At 57.0% G+C, this 23378-nt stretch carries 22 protein-coding genes; 11 read left to right on the top strand and 11 right to left on the bottom strand.

Going from position 1 to position 23378, the window contains the following annotated elements:
* The first annotated feature begins 7 nt into the window (after positions 1-7).
* The 4 genes from IE123_RS02270 to IE123_RS02255 all read left to right on the top strand — a co-directional run bounded on the left by IE123_RS02270 (position 8) and on the right by IE123_RS02255 (position 3944).
* Positions 8-751 carry a 4'-phosphopantetheinyl transferase family protein gene (locus IE123_RS02270; RefSeq protein WP_189514670.1) on the top strand — a complete coding sequence of 248 codons (744 nt, stop codon included), beginning with the start codon at positions 8-10 and terminating at the stop codon, positions 749-751.
* Between the two features lie 102 nt (positions 752-853).
* On the top strand, positions 854-2068 hold the full coding sequence (locus IE123_RS02265) for a putative DNA modification/repair radical SAM protein (RefSeq protein WP_189514668.1): 1215 nt from the start codon (positions 854-856) through the stop codon (positions 2066-2068).
* Positions 2069-2085: 17 nt separating this feature from the next.
* On the top strand, positions 2086-2967 hold the full coding sequence (locus IE123_RS02260; protein WP_189514666.1) for a TIGR03915 family putative DNA repair protein: 882 nt from the start codon (positions 2086-2088) through the stop codon (positions 2965-2967).
* Between the two features lie 101 nt (positions 2968-3068).
* Positions 3069-3944, top strand: coding sequence for an AEC family transporter (locus IE123_RS02255; RefSeq protein WP_189514664.1), 876 nt, complete (start codon positions 3069-3071; stop codon positions 3942-3944).
* A gap of 75 nt (positions 3945-4019) precedes the next feature.
* Here IE123_RS02255 and IE123_RS02250 read toward each other — a convergent pair whose 3' ends face one another.
* The 6 genes from IE123_RS02250 to IE123_RS02225 all read right to left on the bottom strand — a co-directional run bounded on the left by IE123_RS02250 (position 4020) and on the right by IE123_RS02225 (position 11392).
* Positions 4020-5507 (bottom strand): sugar porter family MFS transporter, encoded by a 1488-nt coding sequence (locus tag IE123_RS02250; protein WP_189514662.1) that lies wholly within the window; start codon positions 5505-5507, stop codon positions 4020-4022.
* Between the two features lie 183 nt (positions 5508-5690).
* Complete coding sequence (locus tag IE123_RS02245) at positions 5691-6074, bottom strand: DUF4168 domain-containing protein (RefSeq protein WP_189514660.1); 384 nt, start codon at positions 6072-6074, stop codon at positions 5691-5693.
* A gap of 160 nt (positions 6075-6234) precedes the next feature.
* Positions 6235-6939, bottom strand: a complete 705-nt coding sequence (mtgA, locus tag IE123_RS02240; RefSeq protein WP_189514658.1) for a monofunctional biosynthetic peptidoglycan transglycosylase — start codon at positions 6937-6939, stop codon at positions 6235-6237.
* A 171-nt stretch (positions 6940-7110) separates the two neighbouring features.
* Entirely contained in the window at positions 7111-7965 is an 855-nt protein-coding gene (fghA, locus tag IE123_RS02235; protein WP_189514656.1) for an S-formylglutathione hydrolase, read from the bottom strand.
* A gap of 357 nt (positions 7966-8322) precedes the next feature.
* Entirely contained in the window at positions 8323-9084 is a 762-nt protein-coding gene (locus IE123_RS02230) for a Crp/Fnr family transcriptional regulator (protein WP_189514655.1), read from the bottom strand.
* Positions 9085-9445: 361 nt separating this feature from the next.
* The gene (locus tag IE123_RS02225) at positions 9446-11392 is read right to left on the bottom strand and encodes a putative bifunctional diguanylate cyclase/phosphodiesterase (RefSeq protein WP_229819537.1); all 1947 of its coding nucleotides are present in this window, start codon (positions 11390-11392) and stop codon (positions 9446-9448) included.
* 256 nt (positions 11393-11648) lie between these two features.
* On the opposite strand from IE123_RS02225, the gene IE123_RS02220 reads away from it, so the two are divergent.
* Positions 11649-12404, top strand: a complete 756-nt coding sequence (locus IE123_RS02220) for a 2OG-Fe dioxygenase family protein (RefSeq protein WP_189514652.1) — start codon at positions 11649-11651, stop codon at positions 12402-12404.
* Between the two features lie 96 nt (positions 12405-12500).
* On the opposite strand, the gene IE123_RS02215 is transcribed toward IE123_RS02220, so the two are convergent.
* On the bottom strand, positions 12501-13100 hold the full coding sequence (locus IE123_RS02215) for a DNA-3-methyladenine glycosylase I (protein ID WP_308430181.1): 600 nt from the start codon (positions 13098-13100) through the stop codon (positions 12501-12503).
* Positions 13101-13227: 127 nt separating this feature from the next.
* On the opposite strand from IE123_RS02215, the gene IE123_RS02210 reads away from it, so the two are divergent.
* Both IE123_RS02210 and IE123_RS02205 read left to right on the top strand, forming a co-directional pair.
* Entirely contained in the window at positions 13228-13728 is a 501-nt protein-coding gene (locus IE123_RS02210; RefSeq protein WP_189514650.1) for a DUF421 domain-containing protein, read from the top strand.
* A gap of 114 nt (positions 13729-13842) precedes the next feature.
* Positions 13843-14454, top strand: coding sequence for a transglutaminase-like cysteine peptidase (locus IE123_RS02205; RefSeq protein WP_189514649.1), 612 nt, complete (start codon positions 13843-13845; stop codon positions 14452-14454).
* A 14-nt stretch (positions 14455-14468) separates the two neighbouring features.
* Here the strand turns inward: IE123_RS02205 and IE123_RS02200 are convergent, their stop codons facing one another.
* Complete coding sequence (locus IE123_RS02200; protein WP_189514647.1) at positions 14469-15068, bottom strand: HNH endonuclease; 600 nt, start codon at positions 15066-15068, stop codon at positions 14469-14471.
* Positions 15069-15261: 193 nt separating this feature from the next.
* Here IE123_RS02200 and IE123_RS02195 point away from each other — a divergent pair, with 193 nt between their 5' ends.
* From IE123_RS02195 to IE123_RS02185, 3 genes are read left to right on the top strand one after another with little or no spacing between them, the layout of a single operon-like run.
* Positions 15262-15789, top strand: a complete 528-nt coding sequence (locus IE123_RS02195; protein ID WP_189514645.1) for a helix-turn-helix domain-containing protein — start codon at positions 15262-15264, stop codon at positions 15787-15789.
* Complete coding sequence (locus IE123_RS02190; protein ID WP_189514643.1) at positions 15786-16487, top strand: AzlC family ABC transporter permease; 702 nt, start codon at positions 15786-15788, stop codon at positions 16485-16487. Before IE123_RS02195 ends, IE123_RS02190 begins: the two co-directional genes overlap by 4 nt.
* Entirely contained in the window at positions 16484-16825 is a 342-nt protein-coding gene (locus tag IE123_RS02185) for an AzlD domain-containing protein (protein ID WP_189514641.1), read from the top strand. The genes IE123_RS02190 and IE123_RS02185 overlap by 4 nt, the downstream gene beginning before the upstream one ends.
* A 25-nt stretch (positions 16826-16850) precedes the next feature.
* Here IE123_RS02185 and IE123_RS02180 read toward each other — a convergent pair whose 3' ends face one another.
* On the bottom strand, positions 16851-18239 hold the full coding sequence (locus IE123_RS02180; protein ID WP_189514638.1) for an L-serine ammonia-lyase: 1389 nt from the start codon (positions 18237-18239) through the stop codon (positions 16851-16853).
* A 179-nt stretch (positions 18240-18418) separates the two neighbouring features.
* Here IE123_RS02180 and IE123_RS02175 point away from each other — a divergent pair, with 179 nt between their 5' ends.
* The gene (locus IE123_RS02175; RefSeq protein ID WP_189514636.1) at positions 18419-19339 is read left to right on the top strand and encodes a LysR substrate-binding domain-containing protein; all 921 of its coding nucleotides are present in this window, start codon (positions 18419-18421) and stop codon (positions 19337-19339) included.
* Between the two features lie 79 nt (positions 19340-19418).
* On the opposite strand, the gene rpoD is transcribed toward IE123_RS02175, so the two are convergent.
* Together rpoD and dnaG are read right to left on the bottom strand one after the other, a co-directional pair.
* On the bottom strand, positions 19419-21281 hold the full coding sequence (rpoD, locus tag IE123_RS02170; protein WP_189514634.1) for an RNA polymerase sigma factor RpoD: 1863 nt from the start codon (positions 21279-21281) through the stop codon (positions 19419-19421).
* A 214-nt stretch (positions 21282-21495) separates the two neighbouring features.
* A complete protein-coding gene (gene dnaG / locus IE123_RS02165; RefSeq protein WP_189514632.1) occupies positions 21496-23343 on the bottom strand; it encodes a DNA primase in 1848 nt (615 codons plus the stop codon).
* Between the last annotated feature and the right edge of the window lie 35 nt (positions 23344-23378).

The raw sequence follows: 23378 nt of genomic DNA, 5'->3' as shown, positions 1-23378 counted from the left end.
GCCTTCCATGTCTGATGCCATCGCGCCCCCGCATTTTTGCTGGCCCTTTGTCTCCCCGGCCGGCGGGGCGCGATTGAGCATGACCTCCTTTGATGTCCACCGCTTTGAGGACAGCGCCTTCGCCGCGCATGGCATGGCGCTGCCAGAAAGTCTTTCTCGCGCCGTCACCAAGCGCCGCGCTGAATATCTGGCCGGCAGGATCTGTGCCAGGCACGCCCTGGCCGCGCTTGATATTCATGTCGATGCGCTGCCCAGCCTTGCCGACCGCCAGGTGGACTGGCCGACGTCGGCGCGTGGCTCCATCACCCATGCTCGTGACCTGGCCGCCGCGCTGGTCAGTACCACGCCGATCCATCAGGGTCTCGGAGTGGATGCCGAACGCTGGCTGACGCCAGAGCGCGCCGACTATCTCGCCACCTCGATTCTCACACCGTACGAGCAGAAAGCTGTCAAGGACTTCACGTTTGAGCAGCGCGCACGTGCGATCACCCTGACCTTCTCGCTCAAGGAAAGCCTTTTCAAGGCGCTCTATCCCCTGACCGGTACGCGCTTTTATTTTCATGACGCTTATCTGGAAGGGATCGACCCGACTGTTTCTTCAGGTCAATGCACGCTAATACTGAACTGCGTGCTCAGTGAAGCATGGCAGCCAGGCATGCGTTTAACAGGCGATTTCGCCGACATGAATGATCATGCGCTGACAGCCGTACTGACCGATGCCACCCCCAATACGGGCGTCATTCGCGGATAAACCTGCGTCATTCAAATGCCTCTCTGAAATGATGAATGCAATTCAGTTGTTGTTGATGCACATCACGTTTACTGTATACAAATACAGTAAACAGGAGTGCTCATGGAGCTCACCGACAAGCTGATCGTTCTGGCAGATGCCGCCAAATACGACGCCTCATGTGCCAGCAGCGGCGCCCCAAAACGCTCATCCAAAGGGCAAAAGGGACTGGGCGCCACCAATGGCAACGGCATCTGCCACAGCTTCACACCGGATGGCCGCTGCGTGGCGCTGCTCAAGATCCTGATGACCAACTTCTGCCTGTACGACTGCCAGTACTGCATCAACCGACGCTCAAGCAACGTGCCCAGAGCACGCTTTAGCGTGGATGAGATCGTACGGCTGACGCTTGATTTCTACCGTCGCAATCTGATCAGCGGGCTTTTCCTCAGCTCGGGTATCATTCGCTCCAACGACTACACCATGGAAGCGCTGGTCAGGGTGGCCAGAACCCTGCGCGTCGAGCATCAGTTTCGTGGCTATATCCATCTCAAGACCATTCCCGATGCCTCCCCGGACCTGATTCGTCAGGCCGGACTGTATGCTGATCGGCTCAGCGTCAACATCGAGCTGCCCACCAGCCAGAGCCTGACCCGGCTGGCGCCGGAAAAAAGCGACACCACCATTCGCCACGCCATGTCGACCATTCGTGATGGGCTGGAAGAAGCTACCGCCGAACCTCGTGCACCGCGCTTCTCGCCTGGCGGACAAAGCACCCAGATGATCGTGGGTGCCGATGATACCGATGATCACACCATTCTGGGCAATGTTCAGTCGCTGTACGGCGATTACCGACTCAAGCGGGTGTACTACTCTGCCTTTTCACCCATTCCTGAAAGCCCGTCATCGGTACCGCTGATTGCCCCGCCGCTGCTGCGTGAGCATCGCCTTTATCAGGCCGACTTTTTGATCCGCGGCTATGGCTTTCGCGCCGATGAGCTTTTAACCGGCCCTGGTAACCTTTCACTGGACATCGACCCCAAGCTTGCCTGGGCGCTCAACCATCGTGAACTCTTTCCCATTGATCTCGATCGCGCCGACATGTACATGATTGCCCGGGTCCCGGGGATCGGGATCACCAGCGCACGGCGCATCGACATGCTGCGACGTGAACGCCGCATTCGCTACAGCGATCTCACCCGGCTGGGCTGCTCCATGAAAAAGCTCTCGCCGTTCATCACGACCCAGGATTATCGTCCTCGCCAGGCCGGCCTGGAACGACAGGCACTGCTGGCGCAGATGCAAACGTCCACCCCGGCACAGATGGCACTGCTTTAATTTTTTGGGGAGCCACCATGACGATGTATACCCTGCACATGACACGTGCTGACTTTGCCTGCTGGCGTGATCATGCCCGCAGGCTACTGGCAGCGAGAGTCCCGCCCGGGGATGTGCTCTGGCAGGGCGAAGACTCGGCAGGTGATCTTTTCGTCAGCAGCGATACTGACCTGCCGCCGCCCAGCGAGACGCCGCTGGCGCTGAAACTCTCAAGGCAGGACCTGCGCCGGCTTGAATGTGCTTCTCACTACTGGCCCACGCCTCATCAGGAGTGTCGCTGGGCGCTGCTGTATCGGGTAGTCTGGCGGCTGGCGCTGGGGGAAGGCGAGGCGCTGCTGGCGGGCGATACCGATGGTGCCGTCATCGAGCAACGCGTCAAGGCCGTCAACCATGAAGTGCATCATATCCACGCCTTTTTGCGTTTTCATCAACAACCCATCAAGGCTGACGATCAGCATGCGCCCGAGTTCATTGCCTGGTTTGAACCGCGTCACGATGTGCTGGAGGCCGCGGCAAGGCATTTCATTGATCGAATGGGGCAGCATCGCTGGCTGATCATGACACCCGGAGGCGCCATCATCTGTGATGGCCGACAGTGGCATATCGAGCGTCCCGAAGCCGATATCTTTAACGTGCAGGACTATCAGGCGTTGGTAGAGATGAAAGATGACGCCGAGGATCTCTGGCTTGCCTACTATGCCAGTACCTTCAATCCGGCTCGTCTCAATGAAAAAACGATGGTGCGCAGTATGCCCTCACGCTTTTGGCGCCATATGCCCGAACGTGTCCTGATGACCGGATTGATCAGTCACGCTCGCCATGGCGCTCAGCAACTCGGGCAGGACAGTCGACTTGCCACACGGCGCGGCCGAACCATCACATTGCCCGGCAAGTCCTGATACCAGACTTTCCATACTCAGGACGACTTGCAAGCAGCGATAGAATCCCGGGAGAATATATAGACTATCGTCTCACGATCTCCCTGCCCTCAAGGTTTCTCATGTTTGCTCAACTTCTGGCGGTCATGATGCCCATCATGATTGGTGCCGGCGTCGGCTATTTTTGGGTGCGCTTTCGCCAGCCCTACCCGACAGGCTTTGTCACCAAACTGGTCTTTAACGTGGGCACCCCGTGCCTGATTATCAATGCCCTGTCAGGTACGCACGTGGCGCTCTCTGCCTTTTCTCGCATGGCGGGCGCCACACTGCTGTGTCTGCTGGCACTGCTGGTTGTGGGCATCATCGTAGCGCGTGTTTCCAACATTCACTGGAAGGTCATCCTCCCTCCGGTACTGTTTCCCAATACCGGCAACATGGGGCTGCCGCTGGCGATGTATGCCTTTGGCGAAGGACAGGGATTCTCGTTGGCCATTGCTGTTTTTGTCATCGTCTCCATTGCTCAGTTTGTGGTGGGCAGCATTACCAGCAGTTCGCGTCCGGTAAAAAGCATGCTGACCAATCCCACCATTCATGCCAGCGTGATCGCCATCGTGCTGATGGCCTGGCAGATCACGCTACCGGCATGGCTTTCCAACAGCATTGAGCTGCTGGCCGGCATGACCATCCCCATCATGCTGATTACGCTCGGGGTCGCGCTGGCCAGCATTCGTGCCCGCAATCTTTCCGCAGGCCTTGCCTTTGCACTGGGTCGGGTGGTCATTGCGGGCCTGATTGCTCAGGGCGTGGGGCTTGTGCTGGGACTGAATGAAGAAACACGTGGCATCCTGATGGTCATGATGTGCATGCCGATTGCCGTCTACAACTATCTCTTTGCCCAGAAGGCAGGCCGCTCGCCCGAGTTCGTGGCCAGCCTGGTCATGTGCTCGACGCTAACGTCCTTTATCTATCTGCCGCTGATGCTGATGTGGGTCATCTAGAACCCTGTCCGGCACCGTTCAGACATGCAAAAGGCCCCACCGAAGTGGGGCCTTTTTATTACTCGTCGTGACCGATCAGGCCGTTTGTGCCTGCCCCTCACGATATTGCGAGAAGTTTTCGATTCGCCCACGACGGAATTTCTCGCCCATGAGCGTTTCCATGGATTCCAGCGGCACGCCCTTCGTTTCCGGCACGAAGCGCCAGACAATGAACAGACTGGCAAGCGTAATGGCGCCAAAGAGCCAGAACGGGAAAGCGCCATTAAAGACGTCATTGAGCCATTCACTGCCACGCATCATCGGGAAGGTCTGCGCCACGATGAACCCTGCACCCCACTGCGCCCCCATGGCAAGTGCCATGCCGGATTCGCGAATGGCATTGGGGAAGATTTCCGACAGCAATGCCCAGCTGCAGCACCCCCAGGAGATGGCATAGCCCGTGACATACACCATGATGGCAATCATGGCGGTATACCCCTGGACGTCGAACCAGAAGATAGTACCCAGCACCGCCATGCTCACAATGCAGGCCAGCGAACCGATGGTCAAAAGACGTACACGCCCGACGCGGTCGATCAAATACATCCCGGCCAGATTGCCCACGATGAAGATCAGTCCAATATAACCTGTTTGCAACAAGGCGCTGCCGGTGCTGTCGGTCACACCCGAGAGCACGGTCGGGGCGTAGTACATCACCACATTGATGCCGGAAAGCTGCTGCGCGGCGGATAGAAATATACCGACCAGCGCAATGCCCATCATGACCGGCTTTCTGAGCGCGCTGCGCGAGCTGCGCTTTTCCTGGCGAAGCTGACGATTCATCGCGCGACGTCCGGATGATTTGCCCTCATCAAGCGAGTTGCGCACTTCTTCGATCATCGGCTCGATATCCTTTTTGGGCGTGAACCTTGCAAGGATGCGTCGGGCGCGGTCTGGCTGGCCATGCATGATGCACCAGCGCGGTGACTCGGGAACCAGCAAAAGCAGCATGCCAAAGAGGATGGCCGGAATGGCCTCGGAGCCCAGCATCCAGCGCCAGCCGTAGTTATCCAGCCATGTCTGGGCCACATCCCGGGCAATAAAATAGTTCACGAAAAAAACGATGGTCTGGCCGACCACCAAGGATTGCTGAAACATGCTCAGCGTTCTGCCACGCCAGTGTTGAGGCGCCAGCTCGCCCATGTACATGGGCGATACCACACTGGCAATACCCACTGCCACACCGCCAACCAGTCGCAGGATGATGTAAAACCAGAAGGCAGGGGCCAGTGCCGAGCCCAGCGCTGAAATCAGAAATAGAACAGCCGCGGTCATCATGGTCATGCGACGCCCGAGAATGTTGGCCAGATAGCCCGCTCCCAGTGCCCCAAAGATACTGCCAATGACAACACTCGATACTGCCCATCCCTTCATGGTAGGTGACAGATCAAAATAAGTAGTGATGGAATCTATGGCACCTGAAATAACGGCTGTGTCATAGCCGAAAAGGATGCCACCAAGTGCTGCAACGAGGCAGATAGAGAGTATGTAGCCTATTCCGCTGGAGGCCTTTTGATCCGTCATATATATCCGTCTTCCCTGAATGTCACCAGCCTTTCGCTGGGCTTAAGCTATCAAGGGCAAGACTTTAGTAGAAAATCCGTTTTTGCTCGAATCAAAAGCATAATGGCGCTTGTCGTCATGTCTTCATCAGACACAAAAAAGGCCGCTTCCAGAGAAGCGGCCTTGATGGATCCCTGAGACGGCTTACTGCTGCTGCTGCGCCATCTGCTGAACCTTTTGCATCATCTGCGGATCATTCTGGACAGCCTGACCAATCTGGTTGAACTGCTCTACTTCCAGATTGTTGTCCTGCACGGCCTGAACCATTTTCTGGTTGGCTTCTTCACGGATGCTCTGCTGGGCATCAGCACCATCGGCACCCTGCAGCTGCTGGGTATAATCCTGAGAAATGCCTGCGATTTCCTGAGAAGCAGAGGCAAAGTTCTGCAGCTGATCATCGCTGAAATTCTGTGTCTGCTGCTGGCTCTGGGCGCCCTGAGCCGGCTGCTCCTGAGCGGCAAGGGCCGGGGTGGCAGCAAGGCCGGTCGCGACCAGCGATGCGGAAACAACTGCGGCAAAACGTTTCATGAACATCCTCCTGACTTACCTTTGCTTTTCAATGCTTGCGTACTGTCATTATGACGCGCCATGAGGCATTAAGTTCAACTGACCTTGTTACTTCATGTAATTAATTTTAAAGGCTTTATTACCCTGCCTATAAAAAGGCGTCACTGCCCGGGGGCCATGACTACTGTAGACGCTGTAGATAACGCGTGCCCCCCATTTGTCTCATTTGCTGTCTCACCCAGGCACTGCGCTGCAAGACGCGTGCGCTGGGCGCTGTCGGGCTCCAGCCAAGCGGGTTGGGCAAGATGGCGGCCAGTCGGGCCGCCTGGTCAGCGGTGACCTGGCTGGCGCCAATGCCATAATAGTGTTGCGCTGCGGCTTCCAGCCCGAACACGCCCTGATCCCATTCCACGATATTAAGGTAAACCTCAAGGATACGTTCCTTGGGCCAGATCACTTCGATCAGCAGCGTAAACCAGACCTCAAGGCCCTTGCGCAGCCAGCTGCGATCCGACCATAAAAAGACATTCTTGGCCGTTTGCTGACTGATGGTACTGGCACCACGCAGGGTTCTCCCATCCTTCCAGGCTTCAATGGCAGCATGTACCTGATCAAGATCAAAACCGTAGTGATAGGGAAATTTCTGATCCTCGGCGGCGATCACGGCGAGCTTCGCCTGATCGGACAGGGAGCGCCACGGCGTCCACTGATACTGGATCGTCATGGATTCACCCGCTGTCATGGCACTGATCTTGCGCTCCAGCATGACCATCGAACCGGGCAGCGGCACGAAACGAAACAGGGTGACCAGTAGTATGGAAAGCACGACGGCCCCCAACACGATCCTGAAGCACCATCGCAGCAACTGTCCGATCAACGCCCTCATCCCCTCTCCTTGCCAGGGCGCTGGCTTACCGTTTCGGTTCACCCGCCCACTTGTTGTCGAAGGCCACAGATTACACGCCGTGGCGCATGGATACCCTTGCAATATACAGTCTTTCCATACGCAACCGGGGCTCACACAGGAGCCCCGGAAAACGTTTACCCCTGACGTGCGTCAGGCCTGATCTGCAAACAGATGCCTGGCATGATACTCAAGGTGATCATCAATGAAGCTGGCCACGAAGAAATAGCTATGGTCATAGCCTGCATGACGACGCAGCTTCAGTGATACGCCCTGAATATGACACGCCTTTTCCAGATGATCGGGCTTGAGCTGCTCTTCGAGGAACTGATCATCCTCTCCCTGATCGACCAGCATGGGCTGTTTGGAAGCCTTGGCCAGTATCAGCTCACAGGCATCCCAATCGGACCATTCACCGCGCTCATCACCCAGGTAGCGACTGAAGGCCTTCTCACCCCAGGGGCAGTCCATTGGATTCACAATTGGTGAAAAGGCCGACACGCTGGCATAACGTCCGGGCTGTTTCAGAGCGCAGATCAGCGCGCCATGGCCGCCCATGGAATGACCGCTGATGGCCTCTTTTTCACTGATGGGGAAATGTTCACGAACCAGTGCCGGCAGCTCGCTCGTCACATAGTCATACATGTGATAGTGCTGGCTCCAGGGCGATCTTTTGGCATTGAGATAGAAGCCGGCCCCCGAGCCAAAGTCGTAGCTTTCATGCTCACCTGGCAGATCGGTGCCTCGTGGGCTGGTGTCCGGGCAGACAATGGCCAACCCGAGTTTGGCTGCCATTTTCTGGGCACCGGCCTTTTGCATGAAGTTTTCATCGGTACAGGTCAACCCGGAGAGCCACCAGAGCACCGGCACAGGACCAGCCTCTGCCTGGGGTGGCAGGAAGATGCCAAAGGTCATGTCGCAATCGAGTACCTGCGAGCGGTGGCTGAAGCGCTTGACCCATCCGCCATGACTTCGGGTGGCGCTCAACTGTTCGATGGACTGCGTCATGGTTGTCTCCACTGTAGGGGGTTAATCACTGATGCAACGTAGCGCTTCCAGCGCGTATTGTCCTCATGAGCGATCCCTTTTAAGGGACGTGGCGCCGTGCCGCTCACAAGCCTTGAATATTCAACGGCTGGCGCAGTATAGCGAGCCGCTCGAAAACGAGACAGGAAGCGATCAGGAAACAATCTGACATGAGCGTCAGCCGAAGGGAAAGGCAGGCGGAAAGCGATCGATGCCGCCGGGCACCACTTTCGACGCCTGCATCGACAGATATTGCGAAACCGCTAAAAAAGCAGAGCGCATCCCTGCTCAGGAGCCTATCAGACAAGGGATCAACTGATGGCTCCTGCAACAGTCAGTTCAACGCAAATGATGGTCCTTTTCAGAACACTTCAACAGCTCATTGATGCTGTCGCTGAGATAGATATCCGAAAAATTGGCCACTTCATAAAAGGCCTTCAGATCCGGAATTTCAATTCGATTACGCTCACGGTACAAAAGCCCTTCTTCGCGCAACTCGGAGAAGGTACGGCTGATATGCACGGCTGAAAGGCCCAGAACGTCTGCCAATACCTGCTGTGAAAGCGGCAGATTGAATCGATGCGTGGTATTTGGGCAGGTTCTGCTTAAACGCAGATGCATTTCACAGATAAAGTGGGCAACCTTCTCACGTGCCGTGCGCCGCCCCATATTGACCAATCGCTCCGCCATAATGGCCTGTTGATGCCCTGCCAGCGAAAACAGCACAGTGGTCAATCTGGGTGATGTTGCAAAAATATCCGTCAGATTCTTGAGCGGAAAACGGCAGATAACGCCCTCTGTCAGCATGGCCACCGATGTCAGATGACGTCGAGGTGAAAAGTCACTCAAACCTATAAGGTCACCCGGCAAAAAGATATTCAGGATCTGCCGGGTACCATCATCCATTGACCGGTATGAGTATGCCCACCCCTCGCTGAGCACGCAGATGGTCTCAGCAGGATGGTTCTCCTCCCATAGCATCTGGGCATTCGACACGGTCTGAGGCGTCTTTTCCAGCGCTGAAAGAAGCTCGGCTTCTGTCTCATCAAGCGCACAATAATATTTGAAGTTACGCACCAGGCAGCTATCCCTGTCCAACATGGCATGCACCTCTGAACAGCCTTGAGAAAGCCACTCAGTATTATAGTAATAATTGATGCATTACCGTCCAAAGATAGGCGCTATTGTTGGACGAATCGGCCTTGAATGCCGCTAACCTGGATTATGTAAATAGCAAAAAATCAATCATTTAGAAGTCAAAAGGACCAGATCCCCCGAGCCTGCAAGACGATCAGGCTACCCCTTTGTGGCCCTGCCGTGCCAATTGGAAATGGCTTTTCCGGCATACCGCGGATCTGGCCGGCACTCTGGCAAACCCACGTTCTACGCCCTGCCTTTCACGACCGGGCACATGATGGGCAGACGATACCATTGATATGTAATGCTTCATCGTGGGTTACCCTCATGTTTTCAGAAAGGGCCCTTGATGGCCCTGGAACAGAGGCTGTGTTTCAAGCAAAGGTGTAATGCGCTCGGCATTCATGGAACGAAAGTAATAAAACCCCTGTACCAGATCGACATTGAGCTCATGCACAAGCTCCAGCTGCTCACTGGTTTCTACGCCTTCTGCAATGACTTCAAGGCCCAATCGATGGCCGATAAACACGATGCCTGCCAGAATGGCGCGGTCCTGCAAATCCTCGGGCGCATCCATGACAAAGGTACGGTCGATCTTGAGTGAAGTGACGGGAAACTGCTTTAGATAGGCCAGTGATGAATACCCGGTGCCGAAGTCATCAATGGCAATCTTCATGCCCCGGTGATAAAGCGCCTGAAGGAAGGCTTTTACCTTGTCGTCGGCCTGCACCAATACGTTTTCGGTAATCTCGATACCGATATCGCGCATGGAAAGCTGATGGTGACGCATGGTGTTTTCCAGCAGCTCAAGCATGGCCGTTGATCGCAGATGCTCCCCCGAGAGGTTGATATCCACCCGATAGCCATGAAGCCCCTGGGCCTTCCAACTGGCCTGCTGGCGACACAGCGCATGAATGGCCCAGCTTCCCAACCGCTCCATCAGCCCAAAACGTTCCGCCAGCGGAATGAATTCTCCCGGGGAGATCATGCCGCCACTGGCCGGAAACCAGCGCAGTAAAGCCTCCATGCTTTCAATGCGCCCGCTGCGGGAAATCTGCGGCTGAAAATGCAGCGTCAGCTCCTGCTGGTCGATAGCATTTTCCAGCCGCTTGAGCAGCTCATGCTGGTAAATCAGGTCCTGATGAAATTCCTGACTGAATATCTGAAACCGGCTTTCCCCGGGCATTCTGGCCCTGTTTCTTGCCACGTTGGCGGCATAAATCAGTGACTGGGCATCCTCGCCATTGTCGGGAAAGATACTGATGCCCTGACTGACCGTGACACGGTGAGGCTTGTCATCCAGCGTAAAGGGCAGTTCAAACATGCTGCTGACACGGTCGATCAGCTGTAACGCATGGCGTCTGGAATCGAGCTGTGTACAGGCCATGACAAACTCGTCGTTGCCAAAACGGGCCAGCAGATCAGAGGTATAGCAGTGCTGTGAAAGCCGCTCGGCGACCTGGGTCAACAGCTGATTTCCCTGCTCATAGCCCAGTGAATCATTGATCTCGGAAAAATTTTCAATATCGATAAAAAAGACCGCCAGCGGTGCCCGGTGACGATCACTGTCGTTGATCAGTCGATTGAGCTCGGTGACAAATGCCCCCCGGTTGGGTAGCAGTGTCAGCGGGTCGTAGCGTCGAATGAACTCCAGATCGCGATGTGCCTGCTTTTGTACTGAAAGATCCACATCCACACAGAACATCAGCGGATTGTCGGTATGCTGGCCAAGCATGACGTGATGAGAAAACACCGCCACACTGCGCCCTGACTTGTGTACCAGATCCATTTCACTGGCCGGGATTTCTACCCCTTCATTGATCCAGCTCTGATGAGCGCGTATGACCGATTCGCGCATTTCCTGCGGAACAATCAGCTCTTCAAACCGGCAGCCCATCACTTCATCCGGCATATAGCCATAAAGTTGTGTGCTGGCGGCATTCCAGTAAATGACGCGTCTTTTGCGGTCATAACCCTGAACGGCGACACGCGGCAGACTTTCAAGCAATGCTCGAAAGCGTTGTTCACTTCGATCGTAGCGCAGGCGCTCATGGCTACTGAGATGATTGGCAGGGTGATGAAGCTGCTGATAGAGCTGATGATTGCGCTGCCGGGTACGGTGCCAGGCCAGTCCGACGACAAGCAGTGCTCCTCCCAACAGCATGACTGCCAGATTTTGCGCCCCCATGAAAAACGTGATCACCAGCACCGACATCAGGCCCATGATCCAAAAGACAAGGCCATAACGCAGGCACCTGGGTGAAATACGCATCTCCGATTAATCCTGGTCTGGCTGTTTAAAGGGTCAGCTGGTCAAAAATGATGTCGTCTTTCATCAGCATAACAGCTTACTCCATGTCACAAGAGATAATTGAGCCGTTACCAGTGCTCTGATATCGGCCTCGCTTTTCCCGCCAGGTATTGCTCATGATCATCAATTACTTCCTGAAAGCCCATAACATTTGTTTGCTGACTGTCTGCAAACGCAGACAGTCAGCGCAAACCATTATTCTTTCAGGAGAAACAGAATGACCACTACCAATGCACAATCCTGGTGGCAGCAAAACGTCCCGACAGCGCTTGCCGAACATGACTGGTGCTTTACCCATGTTCGCGATCGTATTGACCTGGGGGCATGGCAGGCCTTTACCCGTGATCTTCCCCGCGACCCTTACGTCGAACGGCGCTGGAAGCGCATGTCATGGCTTGCCCTTGACGAGCAGGGCCGGATGAAAAGCCTGGGGGAGTGCCCCATGGCACAGGGCGGCCAGTATAACGACGCCGAAAGCATGGCGGACAAGTTGCGTTGGTACCCGGCACTGGAGCAGGACTTTCTTGCCCGCCCCGATGTGCGCGCCTTTGTAGAAGCCTGGGCAGGACTCTGGGGACTGGGTGCCAATGAACCGATCCTGATGCAGATTACCGGCGTCAGGGGCTCGGGCGAACTTGACCCTCTGCAGGGCCAGGGCATTCATGCCGATGGCTGCCGCTACCTGAGCATCATGGTACTGGACCGTCATAACGTCAGCGGTGCTGAAAGTGTCCTTTATGCTGATCGTAAGGGGCAAAATCTGCTGGCCGATCAAGTGATGGTGCCCGGGGACGTGCTGCATCTGCGTGATGACCGTCTTTTCCACGGTGCGAAGGCGCTGCGTCAGGAAGACCCTGCCCAGCCTTATGAACGCTTCATCATCATCATTAACTCAAGCTTCGTGGATGGCTTTCAAAACCGTATGCTGCGTCGCCATTTCCCCGAGGCCGTCATTCACGAACACATTGCCTGATTTTTCGGGCAAGACAGTTCTTTCGATGATGCATCTTCAACCATAAAGGGAGCCGCCGGTCGACGCGTGTCGGCCGGCACCCTGCATTGATGCCCGTCATGATCGATGTGTCATCGCGCCCTTGCCCATGGCGGCGACTACCTGACGCCGATGGCAGTCAGGCGCATGATCGTTGACCATGCCGGTGGCCTGCATCCAGGCATACACGATGGTCGGGCCAACAAATTTGAAACCTCGTGCCTTGAGTGCCTTCGAAAACGAGACCGAAAGTGGCGTATGCGCAGGGACCGGTGGCAAGTTCTGAAGCGGCCGGTCATCCACCATCGACCAACAGAATGTCGCAAACGCCTCCCCCTGCTCCTGCATGCGCAAAAACGCCCGGGCATTACCGATGGTCGCCTCGATCTTGGCGCGCGAGCGAATGATGGCGGTATTGTTGAGCAACCGCTCGACATCATGTGCGTTAAAACGCGCCACGCGCTCGGGATCAAAACCCTCGAAGGCGTCACGAAAGGCATCGCGCTTTTTCAGCACGGTCAGCCATGACAGGCCCGCCTGAAAGCCATCAAGTATCAGTTTTTCCCACAATGCACGGCTGTCTGACTCAGGCACGCCCCATTCATCATCATGATAGTGCGCCAGCAAGGGGTGCCCCTGAGCCCACTGACAACGTATCGGTGCGGCCATATCCATCATGCAATACCTCCGGGTTCGTATTGATTACCTCTGCGGCGCCAGCATGTTTCTGCATTTGTCTGACATCAGGCCATTTGTGCATCTACCCTGAAGGCTTACTCTTTCCCCTGCTTAAAAGGTACAGTTCATGCATCCCATCATGCACACGATCGTGGTTGGTATCCTCAGCTACCTGGTACTGATCATCGTTTTGCGAGTGTCGGGCAAGCGCACCCTGTCAAAATGGAACGCGTTCGATTTCGTCACGACCATCGCGCTGGGTTCCATTCTGGCCACGGCGTTGACCTCTACGCAGGTCTCCCTGGCTCAGAGCGCGACGGCCTTTATCGTGATCGCGTTATTGCAGTTTGCCATCACCTTCACCTCGGTACGCTCACGCGGCATCCTCAAACTGATCAAGTCTCAGCCCACACTGCTGCTTTTCAAGGGACAGTACTGTGATGATGCCATGCAGCGCGAGCGTGTGGTGAAAGCGGAAATTCTGGCCGCCATCCGTGAAAAGGGCATGGCAGATGTCGAACAGGTATATGCTGTCGTGCTGGAAACCGACGGCGCCTTCAGCGTCATTGGCAACGCCGGAGAACATGACTCGGCGCTGGAAGGCGTAGAAGGTCTTTCAAAGCGTTAAGGGCAAAATGGCCCTCATTGTGGGGTCTGATCATGCCATGGCCCGCTTCTGACAGGCGGCATCATGGGCCAGGCCGTCCTGTTGACGGCCCCATGACATTGCCGGACATCTGCCATGCACACTTCCCGCGCCCTCGCTGCTACCCTGCTGGTCTGCTGCCTTGCCACACCGCTGACGGTATCGGCGCAGGCCTTTACCTGGTGGGACGATACCGCTGAAATGGCCATCACCCAGTCAAGGGCAGAGCTGGTCAAACAGGTGCGTCAATATGAAGGGCTGGCGCAGCTGCAATACGTTAATCGGGTGATCAACAATGCAGCACGTCAGCAGGAAGAAGACACGGATATCTGGAAAGGATTTGATCGCCTGACACGTGAGGGCTACGGCGACTGCGAAGACTTTGCCATCGCCAAATACCAGATATTGCGAGACGCCGGCATGCCGGCGCAAAGGCTCGACTTTCTGGCTGCAAGGGATGCCCTGACTCCGACCTATCACGCCGTTTTACGTTACCGGATGGATGATGGCAGCTACCTGATACTCGACAATCTGACCACGCTGATACTGCCTCAGACGCAGCGTACCGATCTTGCCCCCATCGTGGCCTTTGACGAACAGCGCAGTGCGCTATGGAAGAATCAGCGCTTCGTGCCGGTGTCTCCCTCACGAATCACGCTGGGGGGCACACTGCTCAGCGAGCGCATGGCGAACCTGATGCATTACTAAGCATCAAGGCGCTGTCATGCCGCCAGCGCCTGTGCCAGATAGGCACGAAGCGGCGCGTTTTTGAACTGACACTTCAGATACCAGAGCTGTCTGGCCGTCATGGCCCTGGGCCGCATCATATAAAGCACTTCCGCCATGGTGGGTACAAAGGGTTTCAATAACAGTGCCATGCCTGCCTCTTCCGGTGTCCGATTGCCCTTGAGACTGTTGCAGCGCTGACAGCAGGCCACGGCATTGAGCATCGAAAGCCGCCCACCGCGTGAGCGCGGCAGAATATGATCGATCGTCAGGGCCTGTCGTGTCACCGTTACACCACAGTAAGCGCAGCAAAGCCCTTCGCGATACTTGCATAGCACTCGATTGAAGCCGGTATGCTCAAACGCCAGCATGGCATTGGCGGGCGGCGATACGCCGATCACTTCAGGAATATCAATAAAGGACTGTTGCCCGGTCAATGAACTGGTCCCGCCATGCAGCCGATAGGCACCCTCGCCATCAGCCCAGACCACGCCACCTTCAAAAGCGCGCGACATCAGAACCGCTGCTTCTTCAAGCGTCAACCAGTCGATCGGAATACCGGAGGCATGAAGACGTAACACCATGGGTTGGCGCATAACACGAAACTCCCCACGAGTCGAGACGATAGCTACGATCCTACACCACCATGTCAGTGTTGTGACAAGCCCTGCATAAGTCTTCCCTGCCCTACCCGGGTCCTCTCCTTGAAGATCGTCATGGAAAACCAGAATTGACATTGTGCTGTTCGATATATAGAACGTTCCATATATCGAACAACCGGAAGTAACCATGGACGACACTGCACTGGCGCGACTGGGGCAACGTGTGACAACACTGCGCCAGCACAAGGCGTGGTCCCTGACCTTTCTGGCCGACGAGGCAGGCATTGCCAAATCAAGCCTCTCACGCCTTGAACAGGGCAAGGGTAATCCGACCCTGGATACCCTGTGGCGTCTGGCACTGCAGCTGGAAATTCCTTTCAGTGCCCTGATCGCCTCGGCCCAGGCTACCGTCACCGATGACGATATCTCGGTGTCCCTGATGGATCGCCTTCAGGGTGACATGCCCGTGGATATCTACCTGATGACGCTGGCACCCCACGCCCTGCGCCACGCAGCGCCCCATGCCACGGGTACGCGAGAGACGCTTCAGGTACTTGGTGGCAGCCTGCAGGCTGGGGTCGAAGAGGCACCTGTCATGCTGATGCCGGGGGATGTGCATCAGTTTCTAGCGGATCAGCCCCATGTCTACAGGACCGGCAGCCAGAACGCGACGGTACTGGTCACTATTTTTTATGCTGACGAGGGACCGGCATGAATATCCCGGCCTGGAAAATGGGCGCGCGTGAAGCCCTGCCGTTGCTGAGTGGCTATCTGCCGGTGGCGCTCTCTTTCGGTCTAGTCGCCAGTCAGGCAGGGTTTAGCGCCTTTGAAGCCACGGTACTGTCACTTCTGATCTACGCCGGCGCTTCGCAGTTTCTGTTCGTGGGCATGATTGCCGGGGGCGCGCCGCTATGGCTGACGGTGGCAATGACACTTTTGATCAATGCACGCCATATCGTTTATTCAGCCTCGCTCGCCCCCTGGCTTTCCAATAGCCGCCGCTGGCCATGGCTGATGCATGGCCTGACGGATCAGGTCTTTGCGCTGGCGCATTATCGTTTGCCCCTGCTGGACGAGAAGGATCGTCTAGGCTGGTATTCCAGCGCAGCCCTTGTGGCATGGGGTAGCTGGGCAGGTGGCACGCTTCTGGGCAGTCTTGCCGGTGAACGACTGATCATGCAGTGGCCACTGCTGGTCGAGGCAATGGCTTTTGCCCTGCCGGCACTTTTTCTGGTGCTGCTGGCACCGCGATGCACTTCCCTGCGCTGGTTCACGGCCCTGATGGCAAGCACCCTCTCCGCCCTGCTGCTGGGGCTGTACGACCTGGCCAATATTGCCATTCCGCTGGCGGCGGCGCTCGGTGCACTGTGCTTTTATCTCTTGCCCAGGACAATAAACAGGAAGCACTCATGAATGAGGCAGTCTGGCTGGCTGCAGGCGCCACGACAGTAGGCACGCTGCTGATTCGAATGTTGCCACTGTTCTGGATGCAGCGGCGGCGACGGCGGCGTGCTGTCACGACGGGGCCAGAGACGGCCATGCCGATATGGCCCAGGGTACTGGCACCGCTGATGATTGCCGCGCTGCTGGGTCTGTCGCTGGTGCCGCACGATGTCAGTGCAGCGGGGTGGGGCGCCACGATGATGGGGAGCATCGTGACGCTTTTGGTCTGGTGCAAAATGCGAACGCTCGGCCTGCCGGTAGCGGCCGGGATAGCTGTTTACGCACTGGTGTTCCTGATCGGGTCATGAGCCTGAACTCATGACCCTTTAAGGCTCAACACTCGATGGCGTTGACGGCCAGACCGTAGTTGACGGCCAGACCACCCAGCGAGGTTTCCTTGTACTTGCTCTGCATATCACGACCGGTATCACGCATGGTACGGATGGCATGGTCCAGCGAAATAAAGTGGGTACCGTCACCGTTAAGCGCAAACTGCGCTGCGTTGATCGCCTTGACCGACGCGATGGCGTTGCGCTCGATGCAAGGTACCTGCACCAGTCCGCCTACCGGGTCACAGGTCAGCCCCAGGTTGTGCTCCAGACCGATTTCGGCGGCGTTTTCCACCTGCTCGGGCGTACCGCCCATGACCTGGCACAGACCGGCGGCGGCCATGGCGCAGGCCGAGCCCACTTCCCCCTGACAGCCCACTTCGGCACCCGAGATCGAGGCATTTTTCTTGCACAGGATGCCAATGGCACCTGCCGTCAGCAGGAAGTCCACCACACCGCGCTCGCAGGCTGTCTCCTCGAACTTCATCCAGTATCCCAGTACAGCAGGAATGATGCCGGCGGCGCCGTTGGTCGGTGCGGTGACCATACGCCCACCAGCGGCGTTCTCCTCATTCACCGCCAGGGCGAACAGGTTGACCCAGTCCATGGCCGAGAAGGTCGTAGCGATCAGATTCTGCTCGGCACGCTCCAGACGTGCCAGCAGCCCTGCAGCACGGCGCTTGACGTTCAATCCGCCGGGCAATACGCCGTTTTGTTCAAGCCCCTTGGCAATGCAGGCCTGCATCGCCTGCCAGATAGTGAATAGCTCCTGACGGATTTCTTCTTCACTGCGCCAGACACGCTCATTGGCCATCATGACCTGCGCAATGCTCATGTTTTCGCGCTTGCAGATCGCAAGCAGCGCATCGGCGCTATCGAAATCAAACGGCAGCGTGACGCCAGGCGCGGTATCAGGGGTTTCCTCATCGGCACCATTGATGACAAAACCGCCGCCCACCGAATACCAGGTCTGGGTCACGTTGCTGCCATCCCTGAGCGTGGCCACCAGCGTCATGGCGTTGGGATGTCGCGGCAGCGGTTCGTTGGACCAGTAGAAGTCACGCTCCCATAGAAAGGGCACGCTGACCCGGCCACCCAGGCGCAGCACCTGCGACTCGAGCAATTCATCAATGGCGGGTGCAATGATATCGGGATCGATCGTGGCAGGCAGTTCCCCCATCAGTCCCATGATGACGGCCCGGTCGGTACCGTGCCCCACGCCGGTAGCTGACAGTGAACCATGAAGATGGATCTCGATGCCGGTTACCCGCGACGTCGCCTGACGCTCATCCAGCGCGTCCAGAAAGAATCTGGCGGCACGCATGGGACCTACCGTGTGAGAGCTCGACGGGCCAATGCCGATATTGAACAATTCGAAGACGCTGATAGGCATGCTGCCACCCCATGATCGGTGTAAGGAGCGCTAAACCATCGTCGGATTTATGCGCGATGGCCTCAGCATGTATTGCCTTGAATCGCCTTTCAAAGCATAAATAGGCAACCAGGGTTTAGCTCTGCTAAACCATCACACATAAACCCTGATTCAGGGTGATCGCTGACGTCGAGCTTCCCATGCCTTCAGCCAATACTGCCATGCACGCAGGTCTTCACATCTTTGCCTGCGCGGCACGCCATCTTTCCTTTACGCGTGCAGCCGGTGAACTCAATGTGACCACCGGCGCTGTCAGCCAGCAGATTCGCCTGCTTGAAGAGCGGCTTGGCTTTCGGCTTTTCCATCGTCACCCGCGCCGGCTATCACTGACAGCCGAAGGAGAGCGCCTAGCCGAGGCTGTTTTAAGCGCGCACGGACGCATTGATCAGGAGCTCAAGCGTCTCTCGCGCGGCCTGATGAGCGGTGAACTGATATTGCGCTGCGTGCCTTCTTTCCTGACGCGCTGGTTGATGCCGCGCCTTCCGCGCCTGCAGGCACAGCTGCCGGCGCTGGATATTTATCTCCATGCCGAAGACAGCGATCGCGCCCTGACGGAGGAAAACTTCGATCTGGCCATTGATCTGGGCGACGACCATTACCCGGGCATGGCCTCCACGCTGCTCATGGAAGAGGTGATCTTTCCGGTGTGCGCGCCGGCCCTTTTCAGCCACCGCCCGGCGCTGAATCATCCTGACCGGCTGGCACACTATCCGCTGCTACACGACGTGACGGCATGGCGCGGCAGCAGCGCACATGGAGAATGGCATCACTATCTCGATGCCATCGGTGCTGACACTACCGGCATCCAGCGGGGCTACAGCTTCAATCGTCATGACCTCACCATGGAAGCAGCACGTGCGGGCATGGGGATTGCCATTGCACGCCAGACGCTGCTGCGCGATGAGCTCAGCAGCGGCGAGCTGGTGGCCCCCCTGGCCCAGCGGGTCAATACCGGGCGCCATTACGCGATCGTGCATGCTTTCGGTGCGCTGGACGATCCGCGAATACGTGCCGTTCATGACTGGATCTGTGCCGAGGCCAGACGCGCACCGCTTCCCTGAGTGGTAAAGCTGCTGTCTACAGATACAAAAACGCCCGCTCCGTAGCCGGAGCGGGCGTTGATACGAACAACGGTAATATTTATTCGTCGATAAAGGAGCGCAGCGACTCGGAACGCGACGGATGACGCAGCTTGCGCAGCGCCTTGGCCTCGATCTGACGGATACGCTCGCGGGTAACATCGAACTGCTTGCCCACTTCTTCAAGCGTGTGGTCCGTGTTCATGTCGATCCCGAAGCGCATGCGCAGCACCTTGGCCTCCCGCGCCGTCAATCCACCCAGCACGTTACGCGTGGCCTCGATAAGCCCTTCGCCGGTGGCCGAATCAATCGGAGAGACCATGGTGGAATCCTCAATGAAATCACCCAAATGCGAGTCGTCATCATCACCAATGGGCGTCTCCATCGAGATCGGCTCCTTGGCAATCTTGAGCACCTTGCGCACCTTGTCTTCCGGCATTTCAAGGCGCTCACCCAGCTCTTCCGGTGTGGGTTCACGACCCATTTCCTGAAGCATCTGGCGCGACACACGATTGAGCTTGTTGATCGTTTCGATCATGTGCACCGGGATACGAATGGTACGCGCCTGGTCAGCAATCGAGCGCGTAATGGCCTGACGAATCCACCAGGTCGCATAGGTCGAGAACTTGTAGCCACGACGATATTCGAACTTGTCGACCGCTTTCATCAGACCGATGTTGCCTTCCTGAATCAGATCCAGGAACTGCAGGCCACGATTGGTATACTTCTTGGCAATCGAGATCACCAGACGAAGGTTGGCTTCCACCATCTCCTTCTTGGCGCGACGGGCCTTGGCTTCACCGATCGACAAACGGCGATTGATGTCCTTGAGCTCGCCTACCGGCAAAAGCGCCAGCTCTTCCTCAAAGGCAATCTTGCGCTGAGCACGCTCGATATCGGGGCGCAGCGGCTCGATATTGTCAGCATGCTTGCTGTTACGCGCCACGAAATCATCAAGCCAGCCTGTATCGGATTCACGACCCGGGAAGGAGGCAATAAAGGACTTGCGAGGTACCTTGCCGCGCTTGACGCACAGCTGCATGATGGTCTTTTCCTGCTCGCGGATCTGACCAACGCTCAGACGCAGCTGACCCACCAGTCGCTCAAAATGACGCGGCACCAGCTTGATCGGCGAAAACAGCTCAGCCAGACGTGCCTGCTCGGCGCGGGCCTCGGCAGAATGGAGACCGTGCTTTTCTATAGCAGCCTTGGCCTGTTCGTTCTGCTCACGAATCTGTTCGAAACGAACGCGTGCCAGCTCGGGGTCCGGGCCGCCTTCAGAGGCCGTATCATCCTCATCGCCGCTGTCATCATCGTCGCTGTCGTCATCGCTGTCACTGTCATCGGTGTCATCAGCAACCATCTCGGGCAGTGGCTCTTCCACTTCAGCCACACCCGGAACACCTTCGTCGGGATCAATAAAGCCAGAGAAAAGATCCGACAGACGACCCGGAGCCTCTTCATCCTGAGTGGCATCATAGGCTTCGAGAATGGAGTCAACGGCGCCCGGCAGACTGGACAGCGCCGACATGACCTCACGAGTGCCTTCTTCGATGCGCTTGGCGATTTCGATCTCGCCTTCACGGGTCAGAAGCTCCACGGTCCCCATTTCACGCATGTACATGCGTACCGGATCAGTCGTACGGCCAACGTCACTTTCAACGGCCGCCAACGCTGCGACAGCTTCTTCGGCGGCAGATTCGTCAGCAGACTGATCCGACATCATCAGCGTATCTTCATCGGGTGCTTCTTCAACGACATTGATACCCATGTCGTTGATCATGCCGATGATGTCTTCTACCTGATCGGGATCTGCAATATCCTCAGGCAGATGGTCGTTGACCTCGGCGTAGGTAAGAAACCCCTGTTCCTTGCCTCGCGCGATCAACTCCTTCAGACGTGACTGCGGTGTATTTCCAGCCATAGAAACCTATCTCGAAGAAGAGTGAAGCGCCTGGAACGTGCCAAAGAGCACACCAGGCAATCCAGTATAGACCAGCAGGGAGCCGACAGCAGAAGGCTGACGCTTCTCACCAATCCTGTGTATTGATTCGGGCGCCACAAGCGATGCAGCGGCCTGTCGTAATACCCCTCTAAATAAGGGGGACAAACGCCTGTTTCAACCCCATGACAGGGGTTTAACGCCTGATCTCGCAGATCAGCTGCCAGAGCCGACCCGCTTCCTCACGCGTAAGTTTTTCACCATTGCGCTCTCGATCCTGCAGCGCTTCCAGCTCGCGCTCAGGACTCAAACGCTGGCGCTGCTGCTCAAAATGCGCCACCAGCACCTCGATTTCCCGATGGCGCAGCGGCCCGGGAATCAATGGCTCACGCCGCAGCAGGGCAAGCAGCCGACTACCGTGGCTGCTGCCATGAAAGTGCGCCAAAAGCACCTGCGAAGAACGATACCCACCGGCGCGAACCAGCCGTACCACTTCCTGCAAGAGCTGCCCATCATCATCCTCAGGGCACCACGCCTCACCTTCCGGCAGTGCGTCCACCAGAGATGGGGAATGCACGATCAGGTGCAGGATTCGCCCACTCGTGCTGAGGGTCGCTTCCCCCTGCGCACGACGAGGCGATGCTTTCGCCGGCGGCGGCTCCCGATGTCCGGCCTCATGCCCTCTGGCCTGTTCCTGTGGCGCATGCGCCGCAGCGGCAGCAGGTCTGGCATTGCCTTCGGAAATCGCCTCGAGCGTGTCGCGTTCAAGGCCCGTGCGCTCGCTGAGCTCGCGCATCAAAAGCGATTTCAAAAGCCCCTGCGGCAGACGGCCAATGCCTTCCAGCACGGCACTGGCAAAACGTTCTCGATCCTCGATGCGACGCAGATCACGCCCCTGTGAAGCATGATCGAACAGGTACTCGGTCAGAGAACCCGCACGCACGACACGCTGTTCAAAGGCCTCCCCGCCTTCCTGACGAATCAGGGAGTCCGGGTCTTCGCCTTCCGGCAGGAACAGAAACCGCGCCTGACGTCCGTCAATCATTAGCGGCAGCACGGTATTCAACGCACGATGCGCCGCCTGTCGGCCGGCGGCGTCACCATCAAAGCAGAACACCACTTCATCCACCAGACGAAACAGGCGCCGAAGATGTTCTTCCGTGGTGGCCGTACCCAGCGTAGCCACAGCGTAATCAACACCATGCTGGGCCAGCGCCACCACATCCATGTAACCTTCCACGATGAGCATGCGCTCGGGACGCTTTGCCTGCACTCGGGTCTCATAAAGACCATAGAGCTCGCGTCCCTTGTGGAATACCGGAGACTCGGGTGAATTGAGATACTTGGGCTTTTCATCTCCCAGCACTCGCCCACCAAAGCCGATGGTACGCCCCTTCCAGTCCCGAATGGGGAAAATGACCCGATCACGAAAACGGTCCCAGCTGCGCCCGGTCTCTTCCTTTCTGACCAGCAGACCGTATTCGACCTGAACATTTTCATCCACGCCCTTTTCGCCCAGATGACGCTTGAGCGCATCCCAGCCGGCAGGTGCGTAACCAATGGCATAGCGGCTGACGATGTCGTTACTCAGACCGCGACGCGCCAGATACGCATGTGCCTGTTGCGCTGCTGACGAGGCCAGCTGCTGCTGGTAAAAGCGCGTCCCCAGCTCCAGTAGATTGACCGCTTCTTCCTGACGCTTCGCCTGCACGCGAGCCTGCTGGCGCTGCTCGTCACTTTCACCCTCACGCGGCACTTCCATGCCGGCGCGACTGGCCAGTGCCTCGATCGCCTCGGGAAAGTTCAGACGATCAAACTCCATGATAAAGCGCAGGGCATTGCCGCTCGCGCCACACCCGAAGCAGTGATAAAACTGCTTATCGGCACTAACGGTAAAGGAAGGAGACTTTTCCTGATGAAACGGACAAAGCGCAGCATGATTGCGCCCTGCCTTCTTGAGCTGTACACGAGAGCCAATGACATCAACGATATCCGTTCGCGCCAGTAGATCGTCGATGAATCGTTGAGGAATTCTGCCGGCCATAATGTCCTGCACTACCTCAAGGGTCAGTGATCATG

The organism is Kushneria pakistanensis (assembly GCF_014652795.1).
Lineage (GTDB): Bacteria > Pseudomonadota > Gammaproteobacteria > Pseudomonadales > Halomonadaceae > Kushneria > Kushneria pakistanensis.
The sequence above is the reverse complement of the archived record's forward strand: the minus strand, read 5'-3'. Positions and strand labels throughout refer to the sequence as shown.

Excerpts from the sequence above, each read along its gene's own strand:
- IE123_RS02270 (WP_189514670.1), top strand. The coding sequence starts at position 8 with ATGTCTGATGCCATCGCGCCCCCGCATTTTTGCTGGCCCTTTGTCTCC.
- IE123_RS02265 (WP_189514668.1), top strand. The coding sequence starts at position 854 with ATGGAGCTCACCGACAAGCTGATCGTTCTGGCAGATGCCGCCAAATAC.
- IE123_RS02260 (WP_189514666.1), top strand. The coding sequence starts at position 2,086 with ATGACGATGTATACCCTGCACATGACACGTGCTGACTTTGCCTGCTGG.
- IE123_RS02255 (WP_189514664.1), top strand. The coding sequence starts at position 3,069 with ATGTTTGCTCAACTTCTGGCGGTCATGATGCCCATCATGATTGGTGCC.
- IE123_RS02250 (WP_189514662.1), bottom strand. The coding sequence starts at position 5,507 with ATGACGGATCAAAAGGCCTCCAGCGGAATAGGCTACATACTCTCTATC.
- IE123_RS02245 (WP_189514660.1), bottom strand. The coding sequence starts at position 6,074 with ATGAAACGTTTTGCCGCAGTTGTTTCCGCATCGCTGGTCGCGACCGGC.
- mtgA (WP_189514658.1), bottom strand. The coding sequence starts at position 6,939 with ATGAGGGCGTTGATCGGACAGTTGCTGCGATGGTGCTTCAGGATCGTG.
- fghA (WP_189514656.1), bottom strand. The coding sequence starts at position 7,965 with ATGACGCAGTCCATCGAACAGTTGAGCGCCACCCGAAGTCATGGCGGA.
- IE123_RS02230 (WP_189514655.1), bottom strand. The coding sequence starts at position 9,084 with ATGTTGGACAGGGATAGCTGCCTGGTGCGTAACTTCAAATATTATTGT.
- IE123_RS02225 (WP_229819537.1), bottom strand. The coding sequence starts at position 11,392 with ATGCGTATTTCACCCAGGTGCCTGCGTTATGGCCTTGTCTTTTGGATC.
- IE123_RS02220 (WP_189514652.1), top strand. The coding sequence starts at position 11,649 with ATGACCACTACCAATGCACAATCCTGGTGGCAGCAAAACGTCCCGACA.
- IE123_RS02215 (WP_308430181.1), bottom strand. The coding sequence starts at position 13,100 with ATGATGGATATGGCCGCACCGATACGTTGTCAGTGGGCTCAGGGGCAC.
- IE123_RS02210 (WP_189514650.1), top strand. The coding sequence starts at position 13,228 with ATGCATCCCATCATGCACACGATCGTGGTTGGTATCCTCAGCTACCTG.
- IE123_RS02205 (WP_189514649.1), top strand. The coding sequence starts at position 13,843 with ATGCACACTTCCCGCGCCCTCGCTGCTACCCTGCTGGTCTGCTGCCTT.
- IE123_RS02200 (WP_189514647.1), bottom strand. The coding sequence starts at position 15,068 with ATGCGCCAACCCATGGTGTTACGTCTTCATGCCTCCGGTATTCCGATC.
- IE123_RS02195 (WP_189514645.1), top strand. The coding sequence starts at position 15,262 with ATGGACGACACTGCACTGGCGCGACTGGGGCAACGTGTGACAACACTG.
- IE123_RS02190 (WP_189514643.1), top strand. The coding sequence starts at position 15,786 with ATGAATATCCCGGCCTGGAAAATGGGCGCGCGTGAAGCCCTGCCGTTG.
- IE123_RS02185 (WP_189514641.1), top strand. The coding sequence starts at position 16,484 with ATGAATGAGGCAGTCTGGCTGGCTGCAGGCGCCACGACAGTAGGCACG.
- IE123_RS02180 (WP_189514638.1), bottom strand. The coding sequence starts at position 18,239 with ATGCCTATCAGCGTCTTCGAATTGTTCAATATCGGCATTGGCCCGTCG.
- IE123_RS02175 (WP_189514636.1), top strand. The coding sequence starts at position 18,419 with ATGCCTTCAGCCAATACTGCCATGCACGCAGGTCTTCACATCTTTGCC.
- rpoD (WP_189514634.1), bottom strand. The coding sequence starts at position 21,281 with ATGGCTGGAAATACACCGCAGTCACGTCTGAAGGAGTTGATCGCGCGA.
- dnaG (WP_189514632.1), bottom strand. The coding sequence starts at position 23,343 with ATGGCCGGCAGAATTCCTCAACGATTCATCGACGATCTACTGGCGCGA.